Raw genomic sequence first — 16,969 nt, forward strand, 5'->3', positions numbered from 1 at the left:
GGGCAAGGGTTCCGGCGCAGGTTCAAAACAAAAGGTGGGGGACGCCCATGCGATCCAGATTGCAACAAAGCTTTTTCCTCCCGGCGCTTGCGCTCATTGGCGTCGCGGCGCAGGCAGGACCGTCCGGCGCGGTCGATCTGGTGGATCCCCCGGTTGCAGCGCGGGCGCCGGATCCAGGGACATCGGGTCGCCAGGATGTGTCGCTCGGACTGACTGTCGCCTATCGCGATGGCGAGATCTGGAATCCCAATTCTCAGAAAAGCGACAATGTCCGGTTGCGATCCTACCTGTCGCCGGGCGTTGAAGCCGAGGGACTTGTCGGACCCACGATCGAAGTCCGGCCAGGAGATACGCTTCGGGTTCATCTGGAGAACCAGCTTCCGGCGGATGATCCCAGTTGCGAAGCGATGCCGTCGAATATCAACATTCCGCACTGCTTCAACAGCACCAATCTCCATACCCATGGCCTGTTTGTAAGCCCTGCCGGAAACAGCGACAACGTGTTGCTGACCTTTCGTCCGGGAATGTCGTTCGACCATGAATACGCCATCCCTGGCGATCACCCGGCAGGAACGTTCTGGTATCATCCGCACCTGCATGGCTCGACTGCGCTGCAAGTGTCCAGCGGAATGGGCGGCGCGCTGATCGTTCGTGGCGAGCGGGCGCCAACGCGGGAGGCTTCAGGAGATCTCGATCTGCTTCTGAAGCCGACGGACGCGCTGCCGTTTCGCGAACGCATCCTCGTTTTCCAGCAGCTCGCCTATGCCTGTCGGGACGCGGATGGACGGATCAAGACCGAACCTGCGGACGACGCGAAAGGCGCGTGGATCTGCGACAACGGCGACGTTGGCGGAGTCGAGCATTATCTGGGGCCCGCGCCGCCAAACCAGTTCGGCGGCGGCGTATGGCTGGAATCTCTTCGCCACACCTCGATCAACGGGGTGGTCGTTCCGACCATTCGCGTGGACAAGACCGGCGTATTCGAACGCTGGCGGATGATCCACGCCGGCGTGCGTGACACCGTCAAGCTTGAAATCCACAAGATGCGGGAGGGAGCGCCCGAACCGCGCAATGTCAGCGCCTCCGATATGACCGCCTTTATCGACGAACATTGTATCGGGTCGGATATTCCGGTTTTTCTGGTCGCCGCCGACGGGTTGACGATGGACCGGGTGCGAGAAAGTCCGGACGTCGTAATGCAGCCGGGTTACCGCTGGGACGCTCTCGTCGCTTTTCCTGAGCCCGGACGCTACTGCGTCCTGGACGGGGAAGATGGACCGGGCGAAGGGCTCTCGCAGGACCAGGCGGCGCCGCCGCGGGTGATTGCGGTGGTTGACGTCGCGGATGGAGACACCGCGCCGACTGGAGCGGAGACGCTCAGATCCGTTCTCGTCGCTGCGGCCAAAGCCAATATTGCCGGGGAGATTGGTGACGACATCGTCGCCGATTTGCAGGATGGGCTTCGTCTTACGCGGTTCAGCCCCCACAACAGCCTGCTTGAGGAAGAAATCGATGGCCTGCAGGAAGTCGTCTACAACATCGATCTGACCACCAACCCGGTTCGCTACGAAATAAACGGAAAGGTCTTCGATCCGGCGGATGTGCGCTATCTGACGCTTGGAGCAGTCGAGGACTGGGTGCTGTCGACGACTTGGGACGGTCATCCGCATCACATCCACACCAATCCATTCCAGATCGTGGAGGTGCTTGATCCGGATGGGCGCGATGTCTCGGGACCGGATGCGATCGACAATTACACGGGAACGATCGATCCACAGTTTCGTGGTCTGAAGGGCGTCTGGAAGGATACGATCTGGGTGAAAAACCCGGCCAAATCTGGCGATACGACCTATAAGATCAGGGTCAGGACAACCTATCGCCGCTATATCGGACAGGCGGTGATGCACTGTCATATCCTCGATCACGAGGACCAGGGCATGATGCAGATTATCGAATTCGTGCTGTCTGACGGAAAGGGCGGCGTAATGCCCGCCGGCCATCACGGGGGGCGCAAATGACACCGTTATTTCAACGCCGGGGATCGCAATACAGGTCCTGGCGCCTTGTGATCGCCGTCATCTTCGCATCGACACTGTTTGCGACAGAAACGGTGATCGCCGGCGAGACGGATCAGACGCACGAAATCTTCGTTGAAACCGACGCCCATGAGGGACCGGTGATCGTTCCGCATCAAAATCGCCTGTATTTTACATCGAAGCCGGACTTCGGGGCTTCCGACACATTCATATCGATCCGTTTCGTGGATCTCGAAACAGGAGAGGTCGAGACTTTTGTCGAGCGGAGCAATATGGCCAACGGCATGTGGTTGACGCGCGATGGCGAGGCGCTTCTGGTCGCCGAGCAGGGAACCCGCGAAACGCCGGCCGCCATCACCCGCATATCACTGGCAGACGGTGGAAGAACGGTGCTCGTCGACGATTTCGAGGGCAAGCCGCTGAACTCGCCGAACAAGGCGATTGAGGCGAAGAATGGCTGGATCTACTTCAGCGACCCGGACTACGGCTACAATCAGGGTTTCAAGCACGATCCCGTCGTTCCAATGGCTGTTTACGCGCATGATCCGACCAATGGACGCACCGTGCGACTGACCACCGAGTCCGCCCGCCCGCATGGTCTCGCGCTGTTGCCCGACGAAAACATACTCTATATCGGGGACACCGACGCGATCGACGGCCGACATCCATACGACGCCGACAGCACGCACCACATACTGGCGGCTCCGCTGCTTGCGCCCGACCGAATTGGGGAAATCAGAACGCTTCTGTCGGTTCCCGTCGGCATTCCGGACGGATTCATCACCCGTACGTCCGACGGCCACCTGTTTGTAGCGGCCGGCGATGGTCTGCGGCAGTACACGCCTGAAGGTGAATTCGTGGCCCTTTTCCCGATACCGGGCGGCGCTTTCAACGTTACGGCCTATGGGGACGCCTATTTCTCGACAGCCGACACGGCCATATGGCGCACGGAAATAGATGAATGACAGCTGCTCGAGCTGTATCCAGGGCTTTCTGAATGACTTCAGGCATCGCCTCCTTGCGGCGATGCCTGGCGCTGATGCGATTACGCAGCGAAGGCGCGCTTGGCGACCTGGTGTTCGTCTTCTGCGAGGCCGATGATCCAGTAGGAACTGAGATACATTTCGCGCTTGTCGAGGCCGAGATCCTCGCGCAGATATTTGCGCAGCGCCAGGATGCAGTTGCCTTCGCCGGCGACGAAGACGCCGGCCTTGCCCTTCGACCAGTCGAGCGACCGGAAGAATTCAAGCTGCTTCATGTTGGGCGCATGCACGTCCGAATGGACGTGCCAGTGGATCTCGATTCCCGCCGGGGCGTTTACTTCCTGCCGGTCGTCTTCGCTGAGAATCTCGAAGAAGGCGTGGCCGACCGCGTCGGCCGGGAGTTCCTCCAGACAGGCGGCGGCCGCCGGGATCGCCGACATGTCGGCGCCGAAGGCGTACCAGTCGGCGACGACGTTGGGCGCCTTTTTGGGTCCTGGCCCGCCAATGCCGATGAAAGCGCCGGGTTTGGCCGCCAATGCCCAGTCGCAGGCCGGTCCGCCGCCCTCATGGACCACGAAATCGACGTCCAGTTCATTCACGTCCGGCCGGTGATGGCGCACCGTGTATGTGCGGCGGCGCAGTTCCTTGCTCCGGCCATCGTCGAGCATCGCCTGGAAATCGGCGCGGCTCTGTCCGGAATCCGGCAGTATGAACTTGATATGGGCGCTTTCCTGGCCGGGCGGAAAATCCTCAAGATCGGCTCCGGTAAGGGTGACGCGCTGCATGTTCGGCGTCAGGCGGGTTGCGCGCACAACTTCGCCGATGCGCGTGCGCCGACCCTTCCTTGCAGTGTCCGGTGTATTCATGAGCACTTATTCCTTAACTTGACAACTGCACTCTTGTTATCGCGTGAACAGGCTGCGGTCCAGACCTTTCAGGTGGATAGACCGTTCACTTTGAGGGCGAAGGCGTATTCGAAGGCGATTTCTTCCAGGCGCTGGAATCGGCCGGACGCGCCGCCGTGGCCGGCGCCCATATTCGTCTTCAGAAGCACCGGCGCATCGCCCTGTTTCATGTCGCGGAGCCTGGCCACCCATTTCGCCGGCTCCCAGTAGGTGACGCGCGGATCGGTGAGGCCCGCGAGCGCCAGGATCGGCGGGTAGGCGGCGGCCTTCACATTGTCGTAGGGCGAATAGGAGGCGATGTATTCGTAATCTTCCTTCGAGGCGATCGGATTGCCCCATTCTGGCCATTCGGGCGGGGTGAGGGGCAGCGTGTCGTCCAGCATCGTGTTGAGCACATCGACGAAAGGAACGGCGGCGATGATCGCGCCGAACCGGTCGGGCGCCATGTTGGCGACTGCGCCCATCAGCATGCCGCCGGCCGAGCCGCCTTCCGCGACTATGCGCTCCGGCGACGTAAAGCCTTCGCTGACCAGATGTTCCGCGACGGCGATGAAATCGAGGAAGGTGTTCTTCTTGTGCTGACGCTTGCCGTCCTCGTACCAGGCGAAGCCCTTGTCCTTGCCGCCGCGAATATGAGCGATGGCGTAGACGAACCCGCGATCGACCAGAGACAGGCAGTTGGTGTTGAAGCTCGCCGGGATCGTCATGCCGTAGGAGCCGTAGCCGTAGAGCAGGCAGGGCGCGGAGCCGTCCAGCTTCGTGTCCTTGTGGTAGAGCAGGCTGACGGGCACTTCCGCGCCGTCATGCGAGGGCGCCATGACGCGCCGCGTCACGTAGTCGTCCTTGTCATGGCCGGACGGCACTTCCTGTGTCTTCAGCAGGGTGCGTTCGCGGGTGCGCATGTTGTAGTCGTACTGCTCGCTCGGCGTCGTCATCGACGAATAGGAGAAGCGGATCACGTCGGTGTCGTATTCCATCGACCCTTGCAGGCCCAGCGAATAGGCTTCTTCGTCGAAGGCGATGGCGTGTTCCTCGCCGGACGTCCGGTTTCGGATCATGATGCGCGGCAGGCCCTCATGGCGCACCAGCCAGACCAGAAAGTCCTTGTAGACGCCGTGGCCGAGGATCAGCGATCCAGGCGTATGGGCGACGACGTCGCGCCAGTTTTCGCGGCCCGGGCTTTCGACCGGCGCCTCGACGATCTTGAAGTCCTTCGCGCCGTCGGCGTTGGTCAGGATGTAGAAGACGTCGCCGCCTTCGTGCATGTCGTATTCGACTCCGGTTTCGCGGGCTGCGACCAGTTTCGGTTCCGCCAGCGGATCGTCGGCCGGAATGATGTGATATTCCGACGTTTCGTGATCGTGGATGTTGATAAAGATGAAATCGTCGAGCTTGCTGCCGCCGACGCTCATGAAAAAGCCGGCGTCCTTTTCCTCGAAAATCAACCGGTCTTCCGCCTGCGGCTTGCCGAGCTCGTGATAGAAAATCTTTGAAGGGCGGTGATTGTCGTCGAGCCGGGTGTAGAAAAAGGCCTGGCTGTCGGGCGTCCATGCGCCGCCGCCGCCGGTGTTCTCGATGCGGTCTTCGCGGTCGCTCTTGTCGGCCAGTTCGCGAACCTTGAGCGTGTAATATTCCGAACCCTTGTCGTCATAGCCCCAGATGATGCGCGCATGGTCGGGCGAATGCGACGCGCCGGACAGGCGGAAATAGTCGCTGCCTTTCGCCTCGGCGTCGCCGTCCAGCATTACGTCGCGATCGCCGCCGTCGCGCGGCGTGCGGAAGAAATGGGGCTGTTCGCCGCCGGTGACAAACAGGCTGCCATAGGCGTATGGGCCGTCCGGCGCCGGCACCGATGAATCGTCTTCCTTGATGCGGCCTTTCATCTCGGCGAAGAGAGCCTTCTGCAGGACTACCGTATCGGCCATCGCGGCCTTCTGATAGTCGTTTTCAGCCTCCAGCCAGGCTCTGATTTCCGGATCGAGCACAGACGGATCCTGAAAGACCTGCTGCCAGTTGTCCGCCCTCAGCCAGGCGTAGTCGTCGGTCCGCGAAATGCCGTGCCGCTCGTCGGTCACGGGCTTTTTTGCGGCCACGGGCGCCTCTGGCAGGTTCTTGAACATGGGCTGTCCTTTCGAAACAACTGGATTGATGTCGTCCCGTTAGGCTAATCAAAAAGGGACGAGCGGAAGATAAACAGGCGATGAACGCCGGCTTCAATGTCGGTTCAGGGGGCGGATGTAGTATCAGCCGCATCGATCAATCAAGGGGGAGTTCCCATGAACAGGTTCAGAATTGCTGTCGTCGTCCTCATTGTCTCCATTCCGGCCATGCTGGGTCAGGCGTACGCCAACGCCTTCGTGGCCTGGCAGGTTAGCGATGTCGCCTGGAACGACATTCTCAACGTCAGGGCCTGGCCTTCGAGCAAATCGGCGATCCGCGCCGGCTATCCGAACGGCGCGCCGCTGTCGATGACCGGAAAATGCATGAACGGCGTCGACCTCAAGAACATCGCCGGCCTGCCGCACTGGAAGCAGCGGCAGATGGTGCGCTACACCTGGTGCGAGGTCTGGCACGATCCGACCAACACCGGCGACTGGCAGAACGGCTGGGTCTACGGCAAATACATCGCGCCGATGTGAGGACTTGCTTCGCGCCGCATATGCGGCGCGGGACGTCTCAACTATCCGTCTTGTCGAACGTCATCGCCGTGCCGTTCATGCAGTATCTCAGGCCCGTCGGCTCCGGTCCGTCCGGAAAGACGTGGCCCAGATGCGCGTCGCAGTCGGCGCAGCGGATTTCGGTCCGCGTCATGAAAAACGACCGGTCCTTGTGTTCGGTAACGGCGTCCGGAGTAATCGGCGCAAAGTAGCTTGGCCAGCCGGTGCCCGACTCGAATTTCGTTTCCGAACTGAACAGCGGTTTGCCGCAGCAAACGCAGGCGTAGACGCCGGGTTCCTTGTTGTCCCAGTTGGGACCGGTAAAGGCGCGTTCCGTACCGTGCTTGCGGGTGACGCGGTACTGCTCAGGCGTGAGTATTTCACGCCATTCCTTGTCCGTCTTTTGAATTTTCATATCGGTCGTATTGCTCATCTGGCGGGCTCCAAAGGCGAATCAACAGTTCAGCCAATAGATGGTCCGGCGGCGGCGGGAAATCAATTCCGCGCCTTGGGAAGAGAGATTGGAATTCCTCACGAATATATTATGCTGGCGAGTTGAATAACGTATTTCGAGCGAATTGGCCGTCGCCAATGCAGAAATAGCAGGAAAATCCGTGCAATAGCCCGGCATGGACCTTGTGACGGGAGGTGCTGGGCTCTAAATACGGGCAGGTAAAAACAAAACTACGGGAACCGATCAGGGTCTTTGCCGGAAACCTGATCCACAAAACACCTTCGTCCGGAGAGCGCATGAACGCAGACAGTTCCTGGGTCACGCTTCTTGTAATGCTCTCGCCGTTCATTGCGGCATTCTTCGCTCCTGCACTGACGCGCCTGCTCAAACACAACGCCGCCTGGGCGCTGGCCCTCGTTCCGGCGCTGATTTTCGTGCATTTTTCATCCTTTGCGCCAAGGATAGCCGATGGCGGCGTCGTCACAGGAGGGTTCCAGTGGGTTCCTTCCTTCAACGTCAATTTCTCCTGGTATGTCGACGGTCTCTCGCTGACTTTCGCGTTGCTGATCAGCGGTATTGGCGCGCTGATCGTGCTGTATTCGGGCGGCTACCTGAAGAACAACGAAAATCTCGGACGGTTCTTCTCTTTCATCCTGATGTTCATGGGATCGATGCTGGGGCTCGTGCTGTCCGACAGCTTCTTGATGTTCTTCGTCTACTGGGAGCTAACCTCCATCACGTCCTTCCTGCTGATCGGTTTCGACCATACGCGTGCGGCATCGCGCAGGGCGGCGATCCAGGCGCTGATCGTGACAGGGGGAGGCGGCCTGCTGCTGCTCGCCGGACTGCTGCTGATCTGGAACGTCACCGGATTGACGGAAATGTCGCTGCTGCTGCGCTCGGGCGACCTGCTGCGGGAAAGCCCGTTCTATCTGGCGATTTTCGTGCTGGTGCTGGGCGGCGCCTTCACCAAATCGGCGCAGTTTCCGCTGCATTTCTGGCTGCCCAACGCCATGGAGGCGCCGACTCCGGTGTCGGCCTATCTGCATTCGGCGACGATGGTTAAGGCCGGCGTCTATCTGCTGATGCGTCTCAATCCGGTGCTGGGCGACACGGCGCCGTGGGAGACGGTGCTGCCGATATTCGGCGGCGCGACGCTGATCGTCGGCACGCTGCTCGCCATTCGCCAGACCGACCTGAAGCTCATGCTCGCCTACACGACCGTCGCCTCGCTCGGCCTGCTCGTGCTGCTGACAGGTTTCGGAACCGAAATGGCGATCGTCGGCGGGGTGCTCTATCTCATCGCCCATTCGATGTTCAAGGGCGCCTTGTTCATGGTGGCCGGCAGCATCGATCATAGCGCCGGCACGCGTGATATTAACAGGCTTGGCGGCCTGATGCGCATCATGCCGATCACGTTCGGCGCCGCCATTGTTTCCGCGGTCTCGATGGCGGGCATCTGGCCGATGTTCGGCTTCCTCGCAAAGGAAGAACTCTATCTCGGCCTGTTCGCGACGCAGTCCTGGTCGCTCCTGATGACAGCTGTGGCGTTTGTCGGAAACGGACTGATGTTCGCAGTTGGCTTCGCCGTCGCCTTGAAGCCTTTCCTTGGCAAGCTGAAAGCGGATTCGGATCATCCGCACGAAAGCCACATCCTGATCTGGCTTGGACCCGCCGTGCTTGCGGCGCTGAGTTTTCTGACCGCGCTCTTCTCCTCGCTGACGCATCATTTCCTGTCGAGCCCGATGGCTACGGCCGTCGCCGGCGACACGGTGTCGGTCTATATTTCGCTCGTACCGCATTTCGGCGCGCCGCTGCTCCTGTCCATCGCGACGATCATCTTCGGCATCATCGTTTATCTGGTGCTTGGCAGCGCCCGCGCGCTTATGGCGCGCATTCTCGACGCGATCGGCTGGGGGCCGGACAGGGGCTTCGACCAGTTCGTGAACGGGATCGTGCGACTGTCGTTCATGGTGACCGGCTGGCACCAGTCCGGCCGCATGGAAAACTACATGAAGGCGACCTTCATCCTGGTCGCCGCGACGATCCTGCTGCCGATGGTGCTGAACGGAGAGCTGCCAGCCTGGCCTGCGGTGTCGACGCAGGTCCAGTTTTACGAACTCGCTATCATGGCCATCGCAGCGATTGGCCTGCTGGCCGTGCTGCAGGCGAAGAACCGGCTGACGGCGATCGTGTCGCTCGGGATCCAGGGCTTCGCCGTGGCGCTGATCTTCATGCTCTACGGCGCGCCGGATCTGTCGTTCACACAATTCATGGTGGAAACGCTCTCCGTCGTCATTCTTGCGCTGGCCATGACCAGACTACGCCTCTTGCCGACCGATCACAGGCCAATGCGAGAAACGATCGTCGATGCGACGATCGCGATCATCTGCGGCCTGGCTTTCGTGCTGATGCTGCTGCGCGTGGTGCAGGTTCCCTTCGATCCGACCCTGTCCGAGTTCTTCAAGCAGTATTCGCTGTCGATCGCCCACGGCGCCAATATCGTCAATGTCATTCTGGTCGACTTCCGGGGAACGGACACCTGGGGCGAAATCGCGGTCGTGCTGATCGCCGGTCTGGCCATTCACGCACTGATCAGGATTCGCTTCGGCAGCCGGCGCGGCGAGATAGCGGCGAACGAGCCGACCGAATAGGGAAATGACCAGATGAACACGCTGATTTTCAGGACAATCGCCCCCTATCTGACCAGCCTGATGGTTCTGTTTTCGATCTTCGTGCTGCTGCGCGGCCACAATGAACCCGGCGGCGGCTTTATTGGCGGGCTGATCGCGGCGTCGGCCTTCGCGATCTACGGCATTGCCTGCGGCGTGTCGCCTGTCCGGCGCGCGATCTATTTCCACCCGCTGGGCATCGCCGGGTTCGGTCTGGTGCTGGCGACGCTGTCAGGAATGCTGTCGGTGTTCTTCCATGTGCCGTTCATGACCGGATTGTGGGGCTATGTGCCGATTTTCGAGGAAAATGTTCCGGTGTCGACCGTGCTGTTTTTCGACATCGGCGTCTATTTCGTTGTCGTCGGGGCGATCACGTCCGTGGCGCTCGCACTCGAAGAGAGGTCGCGCGACTGATGGAAATCCTTATGGCCCTGCTCGTCGGCGTGTTTTTCTCGGTCGCCGTCTATCTGTTCCTGTCCAGGCACATTATCCGGATGCTGCTTGGGGCTGCGGTCCTGGGGAACGCGGTCAACCTGCTGATCTTCACCTCGGGCCGTCTGACGCCGGAGGCGCCTCCGATCATCGCCACCGGGCCGGCGGGAACGGCAGAAATAATGGCCAATCCGCTGCCCCAGGCGCTGATCCTGACGGCGATCGTTATTTCATTTTCCTTCTTCGCCTTTCTTCTGGTCCTGACCTACCGCGCCTACCAGGAACTGGAGACGGATGACACGGATGAAATGCGGTTCGCCGAACCCCGTGGGCAGACGCTGCCTCCGCTCGAATACTGACGAAAGACCAGCACCTTATGGCGTCGCCCGATACATACCCGGTTGATCTTTCCGCAGCCATGATAACCGTCCCGGTTCATCTGGCCGATTGGCTGGTGGTGGCGCCTGTTGCGTTGTGCATCGCGGCCGGCGCGATATTGATGATGCTGCGCAAGACGACCTGGATGCAGGCCGGAGCGTCCGTCGTCGGGCTCTCGCTGCTTGTCGTCGTCTGCGGCGCGCTACTGGCGCATGTGCTGATCAACGGCACGGTGACGATGACGATGGGCCGCTGGCTGCCGCCCTTCGGCATATCCTTCACCGTCGATATTCTGGGCGCTTCGCTGACATTCGTGGCGTCGATCATTGCGCTGGCGGCGGGTATTTTCGGCGCGGACGACGTGGACAATAGCGGGCGACGCTACGGCTTCTATCCGTTCCTGTTCCTGATGATGGCCGGCGTGATCGGCGCGTTCCTGACCGGCGATATCTTCAACCTCTATGTCTGGTTCGAAGTGCTGCTGATCTCGTCCTTCGGGCTGCTTATCCTGGGCTCGGAGCCGCGGCAGATCGACGGCGCCACCAAATACGCCTTCCTCAATCTGGTCGCCACGACGCTGTTCCTCATTGCGACCGGCTATCTCTACGGCGTTTTCGGCACGCTCAATATGGCGGACATCATGCGCAAGGCGCCCGAGATGAGCGAAACCGCGCCGTTGCTGACCTTGACCGCGATATATTTCATGGCCTTCGGCATGAAGGCCGCGGCCTTTCCGGTAAATTTCTGGCTGCCCGCCTCGTACCACACGCCGCGGATCGTCGTGTCGGCGCTCTTCGCCGGGCTTTTGACGAAGGTCGGCGTCTATGCGCTGCTTCGGGTGCTGATCATGCTGTTCCCGGCCGAACGCGACATGCTCGGCCTGGTCATCGCGATCGTGGCGGCGCTCACCATGGTGTTTGGCGCGCTGGGAGCGCTGGCGCAGACGGACTATCGCCGCCTTCTGGGCTATCTCGTCATTTCCGGCATCGGCGTTATGCTGGCCGGCATCGCGCTCGCCAGCATGGCAGGGCTTTCCGGAACCATATTCTACGCTGTCCACTCGATGATCGTGATGACGGCGCTCTATCTCGTCTGCGGCCTGACGGCGCGCATTGCAGGCGGATTTTCACTGGCCGAACCGGCTGACATCTACCGCTCGCACCTGCCGCTGGCCGCATTGGCGCTGATGCTTCTGTTCGCGGTGTCGGGTTTGCCGCCGTTCTCCGGCTTCTGGCCGAAGGCGGTTCTCGTCAAGGCGTCGCTCGATGTCGGCGAATGGTGGATGGCGGCGGCAATCCTGCTGACAGGCTTTCTGACCACCATCGCAGCCGGGCGGGTCTGGATCCTGGTCTACTGGCGGGCGCGGCAAGAGGCCGACGACGGCGATGCGAGCCTGGTTCGGCTGAAGCCCATGGTGGATTATCTGCCGGTTGCGCTTCTGACAGGCCTGGCGGTGCTTCTCGGCGTTTATCCCGAGCCGTTCCTCGAGATGTCGCAGACGGCCGCCTCGCAGTTGATTCATCCGGCTGCCTATATAGACTCGGTATTTCCGGCGGGAGGCGCTGAATGAGCTTGTTCCTCGTAAATGTTCTGCTTGCCCTGACCTGGGCCGCTATTACAGGCGGCTACAGTTTCCAGAATCTTGCCCTTGGATTTCTTCTTGGCATTTTCGCGCTATCGCTGATCCGCGGGCAGGTCGGGTCGGTCGGCTACTTCTCGCGCGCCATGAAGATATTGAGCCTGACGCTGCTGTTTCTCTATGAACTGGTGCTGTCGGCCGTGAAGGTGGCGATCACCGTGCTGAAGCCCAATATGGACGTCAAGCCGGGAATATTCGCCTATCATCTGAACCTCGAACGCGATATCGAGATCACTCTGCTCGCCAACATGATCACGCTGACGCCCGGCACGCTTTCCGTCGATGTCTCGGATGACAAGAAGATCCTCTACGTGCACGCTATCGACTGCTCGGACCCTGAGGCAAATCGTCGCGACATCGCCAACGGTTTCGAGAGAAAGATCAAGGAGGCGTTCCAATGAGCGGCGCCGAACAGTTCCTCGATTTTGCAATTCTCATCGCCCTCGGATTGCTGTGCGTCTCGCTTTTCCTGACGGTGGCGCGCGTGATCATGGGCCCGACGCTGCCCGACAGGGTTCTGGCGCTCGACATGCTCGTCGCCGTCGCCATCGGCTTCATCGCCGTTATCGGCATAAAGACCGGATATACGCTTTTTGTCGACATCGCCATCGCTTTGGGCCTGGTTGGTTTCCTGGCGACGGTGGCGTTTGCGCGGTTCATTCTCGAACGCGATAATTCGAAGGAAAGTAAAGGCGCAGCAGAACAGCCGGCCGTGAAGGAGAATCACTAGTGGAGGCGTTTTTTACTGTGCTGGTCGCCGTGATGATCATCATCGGGGCCGCATTTTCCCTGATCGCAGCGCTCGGACTCGTCAGGTTTCCGGATGTCTATACGCGCATGCATGCTGCTTCAAAGGCTGGTACATTGGGCTCGGGGGTAGTATTGATAGCGCTCGGCATCTATTCAGATGATATTGGCACGTTGTCGCGATCGATCGCCGGCGTCATATTCTTTCTGCTTACGGCCCCAATCTCGGCTCATTTGCTTGCAAAAGCATCCTACGCTGTCGGATACAGGATGAGCGACTTGTCTGTGGCGGATGAAATGAAAGCGAATGAAAGTAATTCGGAGTTATAGTTTCGTTTTTGTGTATTATTACATTTTACAATGCTAAATTAGCTTTTAATATTTCTAATGTGTAGTTCAAGTTGAGTATCCATGTAATATCGACAAAAAAAAGCCACTTTACTAGATTTAGTAGTTTGAATCCCGTCTAGCAAATGGTATCAGCACCACGGGTGACTGATCGTACGAATCCTTCTGAAGTTTTTGGAAGGTGAAAACTGCCAGAAAATGATGGGGTTTTGGTATCAATCTTAACTAAAATATTTGAGGCGCGAAGAAATGGATGAGGTAGTAACGAATACCAAGGATGATTTCCTGGTAGAGCTCACGGCTGAAGTAGTTGCAGCGTATGTGAGCAATAACGTAGTGCAAACGAGTGATCTCCCGGGGCTTATCGCTAATGTACATTCGGCGTTGGGGTCGACCGCTTCGGGCGAAAACCCAACGACGGAACGGCCGAAACCTGCCGTTCCTGTCCGGAAATCCGTACAGAACGATTATATCATCTGTCTTGAGGACGGCATGAAGTTCAAGTCGCTGAAACGCCACTTGATGACCTATTACAGCCTGACTCCGGATGAGTATCGCGAGAAATGGGGACTGCCGGCTGACTATCCCATGGTCGCTCCGGCTTATGCCGAAGCGCGGTCCCGTCTCGCCAAGGAAATGGGACTTGGCCAGAAACGCAAGGGCGGCAAGTAAAGCCACCCTTTCCGGTCGCGCCCGAAACGATCGGGCCGAATCAAAGCACGTCGTCCTTGTTCGGGTGGCGTGCTTTTTTGATTCCGCAACGGCAAGGCGGCGAACACACTATTCAGCGACATGTGGAATTGAACCCTGCCGCGATGGCGGGGGGCGTCAGGCGGCGACTTTGGCTGCTTCCTGCTTGATGCGCTTGACCATGGCGCGCAACCCGTTGGCGCGCTGCGGCGTCAGGTTCTCGATAAGGCCAAGCCGCGAGAATACATCGTTCTCGTCAAGCTTGACGATCTCGGAAGCGCGTTTGCCGGAATAGGCCGACAGCATGATGGCGACGAGGCCGCGCACGATATGGGCGTCCGAATCGCCCTTGAACCGGATGACGGGATCTTCCGGGTCGGCTTTGTCGACCTCGTAGGTAAGCCAGACCTGGCTGACGCATCCCTGAACCTTGTTCTCGTCGGTCTTGTCGGATTCCGGCATGTCTTCGAGGTCCCTGCCGATTTCGATGACATAGCGATACTTGTCTTCCCAGTCGTCCAGGAATTCGAAGTCCTCGACAAGCTTCTCGTAGGCGATCATGTCATGTCCCTGTTTGGCGGGCGGAAACCGTTCTTTGACCCGTAGATAGCATTATTTACCGCTGCTTCAATCGCCCTCGGCCTGCGCTTCGCGGATCAGCGCGGCGACGCTGTCTTCATCGTCGCCGAATTCAGGCAGTTCGATTGCCGAAAGGTCGGCGATATCGGGGCAGGCCGAGGGATTTTCCGCGCAAAACGCGGTTATGTTGCCTGCCAGTTCCCGGGCCTTGAGGACATATTCGATGGCTTCGCCGTCAATCGGCGCCGGATTGGCGAAAAATTGCAGACCGCCCCTGTCCTCTGCAATCATCATCAGGCAGAGGGAGAACCAGAACGCCAGTTTGATCAAAAAACGCATGAAATTGCCCGGCCAGCGCCCCGAATCTAAAGTTCGTTACATCCTGCAGCTCGCATTTATCGAACTTCTGGTTCGACAAGGGCACTAGCAAGAAAATGATACCAGTGTGGTTTACGGATTTGAAGTTCCTGCATGAGGCAGCTGCTACATTGCAAGGAACTTCAAATCCACCACGCCAGTTTCGCGATCCTTTCCGCTCTGGCAGCGATTCATGAACAATCCCTTTCAGGGCTTGTTTATTCGTTCAAACTTTAAGTGTTTACCTTATCCATTCCTTAATCACGCCGTGTCATTCTGGGCTGAATTCAAGTGTTTTTGAGTCACACGTAGAGCGTATGCCTGTATTGCAATCCGGTTTCGAGCGTCTATTGCGAGCAGTTTTCGGTTGGTCGGACCTGCCGGGCGGGAAGGACCACGAGCGGAATTCCCGCCGGCGTCTGAACCTGTGCCTCCTGTGCGTGATTCTGGCGAGCCTGCCGGTCCTGCCAATAGCGCTGCTGATGCTGCCTCTTGGCGAAATCATCGCGGCCGGTCTGATGGCGACGGCGGCCGGCGCCGCTCTCATCCTTGGCTTTGTGCTGCAGACGGGCAGGACCGTTGCCGGTGGAATGGCGGCCCTTTTGTGGTGCGGCGGCGCCGTCGCCGTGCTCGCCGCGCTGACAGGAGGCGCGTTTTCTCCGTTTCTTTTCTGGGCCCTTGCGTTGCCTCTGGCAGCAATGGATGTGCGGCCCGCGCGTTCGACTGCGACGGCGTCCGTGCTCGCCATGAGCGCAACGATCATCGCCGCGGCAAGTCTGCATCTGCTTGCGCCCCGGACCGGACCCTACGGCCCCGGCAATGGTTATGTTCTCGTTTTCGCTCTTGCGGTTCTTGCCTTCTACGTAGCGTTGCGCGCGCTCGGTCTCGGGAGCGCCGGCGCTGTCGCGACGAAAGCCGATGCGGGCGACGAGCAGCATGCCGAGCCGCGAAAGATCGTAAACAGACGTCTGCCCGGACTGGCGGGCGTTCATGACGCTGCGGGGCATTTCCTCGATACGCGCGGGGCAGATCTGGACGGCGTCGAAAAGGCAGTTGGCGTGCTGAAGGGAAGCCGCTTCATCGATCATATTCATGTCTCTGACCGGATCGCTTTCCTGCAGGCGGTCGACCGCCTACGCGTCGCCGATGGAACGGCGTCAGTCGCCGTGCGGCTTCGAAAAGCGGACGCGTCGCACGAACTCATGCGCGTGATGATCGAACTGTCCGCCCGGCGCGATGCGACCGGCGTGATGACGGGCTTCGAGAGCCATACGAGACTGGAGCAGGCGCCGTTTGAAGCTGAAGGCCTGGAGGACGCCCGGATCCGGATTATGGCGAGCCTCGCGGACGAACTGAAGACGCCGCTGAACGCAGTGCTTGGCGACGTGCGGCGCGATGCAAGCGATGCCGATTACGCCAGGCGTGTCGCGCAATCGGGAGAGCGTCTGCAGACCGTGCTCGACGACATGCAGGACGCAGTCCGTCTTCACCGCGGCGACTATGCAGCCGAATGCGGCCTCGTCGACATGCGCGAGGTGGTCGGCGCATGCGAGGCGATGGTGCAAGCGGCAGCGCAGGACAAGCAAATTGTTTTGACCGCACGGGTTGCGCGCGGTCACAAGGGACTGACCGCTTCGAAGCGCGCGATGGAGCAGATCGTAATGAACCTCCTGTCGAACGCGCTCAAATACACGCCGCCTGGCGGCGCGGTCACGCTGGATGTCGAGAGCCGGGAAGACCGGACCGTTTTCAGGGTCAGCGACACCGGCGACGGCATACCGGATACGGATTTGCCGATGGTCGGTAATCCTTTCTTTCAGGTTCGGCGCCAGAATCATCCCCGGAACGAGGGAATCGGCCTCGGCCTGTACCTGGTGAAGGGCCTGGCGTTAGCCCATGACGGGCGTTTCAGCGTCGAAAGCGACGCGGCGCAAGGCACGACCGTCACTATCGATCTGCCGAACGCCGGTCCCTTGACCGCACGGGACGGGGTCCGACATGGTGGTTGGCCGGACCTGCCGCCGGATTCGGCAGGCAAAGAGGAAAAATCAGGGGAGATGCGTTATGGCCACGCGAAATCGGCCTGATAAAC

Annotated in this window: 17 protein-coding genes; 12 read left to right on the plus strand and 5 right to left on the minus strand. The window is 59.7% G+C overall.

Going from position 1 to position 16,969, the window contains the following annotated elements; genetic code table 11:
• Positions 1 to 47 precede the first annotated feature (47 nt).
• Together K1W69_RS19660 and K1W69_RS19665 are read left to right on the plus strand one after the other, a co-directional pair.
• A complete protein-coding gene (locus tag K1W69_RS19660; protein ID WP_220230154.1) occupies positions 48 to 2,018 on the plus strand; it encodes a multicopper oxidase family protein in 1,971 nt (656 codons plus the stop codon).
• Positions 2,015 to 3,001 carry an SMP-30/gluconolactonase/LRE family protein gene (locus tag K1W69_RS19665; RefSeq protein WP_220230155.1) on the plus strand — a complete coding sequence of 329 codons (987 nt, stop codon included), beginning with the start codon at positions 2,015 to 2,017 and terminating at the stop codon, positions 2,999 to 3,001. The genes K1W69_RS19660 and K1W69_RS19665 overlap by 4 nt, the downstream gene beginning before the upstream one ends.
• Positions 3,002 to 3,081: 80 nt before the next feature.
• On the opposite strand, the gene K1W69_RS19670 is transcribed toward K1W69_RS19665, so the two are convergent.
• Together K1W69_RS19670 and K1W69_RS19675 are read right to left on the minus strand one after the other, a co-directional pair.
• A complete protein-coding gene (locus K1W69_RS19670) occupies positions 3,082 to 3,885 on the minus strand; it encodes a siderophore-interacting protein (protein WP_220230156.1) in 804 nt (267 codons plus the stop codon).
• A 68-nt stretch (positions 3,886 to 3,953) separates the two neighbouring features.
• Positions 3,954 to 6,044 (minus strand): S9 family peptidase, encoded by a 2,091-nt coding sequence (locus K1W69_RS19675; RefSeq protein ID WP_220230157.1) that lies wholly within the window; start codon positions 6,042 to 6,044, stop codon positions 3,954 to 3,956.
• Between the two features lie 156 nt (positions 6,045 to 6,200).
• On the opposite strand from K1W69_RS19675, the gene K1W69_RS19680 reads away from it, so the two are divergent.
• Positions 6,201 to 6,563 (plus strand): SH3 domain-containing protein, encoded by a 363-nt coding sequence (locus K1W69_RS19680; RefSeq protein ID WP_220230158.1) that lies wholly within the window; start codon positions 6,201 to 6,203, stop codon positions 6,561 to 6,563.
• A 37-nt stretch (positions 6,564 to 6,600) separates the two neighbouring features.
• On the opposite strand, the gene msrB is transcribed toward K1W69_RS19680, so the two are convergent.
• A complete protein-coding gene (msrB, locus tag K1W69_RS19685; protein WP_220230159.1) occupies positions 6,601 to 7,014 on the minus strand; it encodes a peptide-methionine (R)-S-oxide reductase MsrB in 414 nt (137 codons plus the stop codon).
• A gap of 317 nt (positions 7,015 to 7,331) precedes the next feature.
• Between msrB and K1W69_RS19690 the strand changes: the two genes are divergently transcribed.
• From K1W69_RS19690 to K1W69_RS19725, 8 genes are all read left to right on the plus strand, one after another.
• Complete coding sequence (locus K1W69_RS19690; protein WP_220230160.1) at positions 7,332 to 9,689, plus strand: putative monovalent cation/H+ antiporter subunit A; 2,358 nt, start codon at positions 7,332 to 7,334, stop codon at positions 9,687 to 9,689.
• Positions 9,690 to 9,701: 12 nt separating this feature from the next.
• Entirely contained in the window at positions 9,702 to 10,121 is a 420-nt protein-coding gene (locus K1W69_RS19695; protein WP_220230161.1) for a Na+/H+ antiporter subunit B, read from the plus strand.
• The gene (locus tag K1W69_RS19700) at positions 10,121 to 10,498 is read left to right on the plus strand and encodes a Na+/H+ antiporter subunit C (protein WP_220230162.1); all 378 of its coding nucleotides are present in this window, start codon (positions 10,121 to 10,123) and stop codon (positions 10,496 to 10,498) included. The genes K1W69_RS19695 and K1W69_RS19700 overlap by 1 nt, the downstream gene beginning before the upstream one ends.
• Positions 10,499 to 10,515: 17 nt before the next feature.
• On the plus strand, positions 10,516 to 12,087 hold the full coding sequence (locus K1W69_RS19705; protein ID WP_220230163.1) for a Na+/H+ antiporter subunit D: 1,572 nt from the start codon (positions 10,516 to 10,518) through the stop codon (positions 12,085 to 12,087).
• Positions 12,084 to 12,557, plus strand: a complete 474-nt coding sequence (locus K1W69_RS19710; protein WP_220230164.1) for a Na+/H+ antiporter subunit E — start codon at positions 12,084 to 12,086, stop codon at positions 12,555 to 12,557. The genes K1W69_RS19705 and K1W69_RS19710 overlap by 4 nt, the downstream gene beginning before the upstream one ends.
• Positions 12,554 to 12,886, plus strand: coding sequence for a cation:proton antiporter (locus K1W69_RS19715; RefSeq protein WP_220230165.1), 333 nt, complete (start codon positions 12,554 to 12,556; stop codon positions 12,884 to 12,886). Before K1W69_RS19710 ends, K1W69_RS19715 begins: the two co-directional genes overlap by 4 nt.
• Complete coding sequence (mnhG, locus tag K1W69_RS19720) at positions 12,886 to 13,233, plus strand: monovalent cation/H(+) antiporter subunit G (protein WP_370688278.1); 348 nt, start codon at positions 12,886 to 12,888, stop codon at positions 13,231 to 13,233. The genes K1W69_RS19715 and mnhG overlap by 1 nt, the downstream gene beginning before the upstream one ends.
• Positions 13,234 to 13,500: 267 nt before the next feature.
• A complete protein-coding gene (locus K1W69_RS19725; protein ID WP_220230166.1) occupies positions 13,501 to 13,923 on the plus strand; it encodes a Ros/MucR family transcriptional regulator in 423 nt (140 codons plus the stop codon).
• A gap of 156 nt (positions 13,924 to 14,079) precedes the next feature.
• Here the strand turns inward: K1W69_RS19725 and K1W69_RS19730 are convergent, their stop codons facing one another.
• Positions 14,080 to 14,502 carry a SufE family protein gene (locus tag K1W69_RS19730; protein ID WP_220230167.1) on the minus strand — a complete coding sequence of 141 codons (423 nt, stop codon included), beginning with the start codon at positions 14,500 to 14,502 and terminating at the stop codon, positions 14,080 to 14,082.
• A gap of 66 nt (positions 14,503 to 14,568) precedes the next feature.
• A complete protein-coding gene (locus K1W69_RS19735; RefSeq protein ID WP_220230168.1) occupies positions 14,569 to 14,859 on the minus strand; it encodes a hypothetical protein in 291 nt (96 codons plus the stop codon).
• A 335-nt stretch (positions 14,860 to 15,194) separates the two neighbouring features.
• On the opposite strand from K1W69_RS19735, the gene K1W69_RS19740 reads away from it, so the two are divergent.
• Positions 15,195 to 16,964, plus strand: coding sequence for a sensor histidine kinase (locus K1W69_RS19740; protein WP_220230169.1), 1,770 nt, complete (start codon positions 15,195 to 15,197; stop codon positions 16,962 to 16,964).
• Positions 16,965 to 16,969: the final 5 nt, after the last annotated feature.

This window comes from Flavimaribacter sediminis, from assembly GCF_019492055.1.
Taxonomy (GTDB): domain Bacteria; phylum Pseudomonadota; class Alphaproteobacteria; order Rhizobiales; family Rhizobiaceae; genus Flavimaribacter; species Flavimaribacter sediminis.

Coding starts and splice junctions, on each gene's coding strand:
- K1W69_RS19660 (WP_220230154.1), top strand. CDS start 48: ATGCGATCCAGATTGCAACAAAGCTTTTTCCTCCCGGCGCTTGCGCTC.
- K1W69_RS19665 (WP_220230155.1), top strand. CDS start 2,015: ATGACACCGTTATTTCAACGCCGGGGATCGCAATACAGGTCCTGGCGC.
- K1W69_RS19670 (WP_220230156.1), bottom strand. CDS start 3,885: ATGAATACACCGGACACTGCAAGGAAGGGTCGGCGCACGCGCATCGGC.
- K1W69_RS19675 (WP_220230157.1), bottom strand. CDS start 6,044: ATGTTCAAGAACCTGCCAGAGGCGCCCGTGGCCGCAAAAAAGCCCGTG.
- K1W69_RS19680 (WP_220230158.1), top strand. CDS start 6,201: ATGAACAGGTTCAGAATTGCTGTCGTCGTCCTCATTGTCTCCATTCCG.
- msrB (WP_220230159.1), bottom strand. CDS start 7,014: ATGAGCAATACGACCGATATGAAAATTCAAAAGACGGACAAGGAATGG.
- K1W69_RS19690 (WP_220230160.1), top strand. CDS start 7,332: ATGAACGCAGACAGTTCCTGGGTCACGCTTCTTGTAATGCTCTCGCCG.
- K1W69_RS19695 (WP_220230161.1), top strand. CDS start 9,702: ATGAACACGCTGATTTTCAGGACAATCGCCCCCTATCTGACCAGCCTG.
- K1W69_RS19700 (WP_220230162.1), top strand. CDS start 10,121: ATGGAAATCCTTATGGCCCTGCTCGTCGGCGTGTTTTTCTCGGTCGCC.
- K1W69_RS19705 (WP_220230163.1), top strand. CDS start 10,516: ATGGCGTCGCCCGATACATACCCGGTTGATCTTTCCGCAGCCATGATA.
- K1W69_RS19710 (WP_220230164.1), top strand. CDS start 12,084: ATGAGCTTGTTCCTCGTAAATGTTCTGCTTGCCCTGACCTGGGCCGCT.
- K1W69_RS19715 (WP_220230165.1), top strand. CDS start 12,554: ATGAGCGGCGCCGAACAGTTCCTCGATTTTGCAATTCTCATCGCCCTC.
- K1W69_RS19725 (WP_220230166.1), top strand. CDS start 13,501: ATGGATGAGGTAGTAACGAATACCAAGGATGATTTCCTGGTAGAGCTC.
- K1W69_RS19730 (WP_220230167.1), bottom strand. CDS start 14,502: ATGATCGCCTACGAGAAGCTTGTCGAGGACTTCGAATTCCTGGACGAC.
- K1W69_RS19735 (WP_220230168.1), bottom strand. CDS start 14,859: ATGCGTTTTTTGATCAAACTGGCGTTCTGGTTCTCCCTCTGCCTGATG.
- K1W69_RS19740 (WP_220230169.1), top strand. CDS start 15,195: ATGCCTGTATTGCAATCCGGTTTCGAGCGTCTATTGCGAGCAGTTTTC.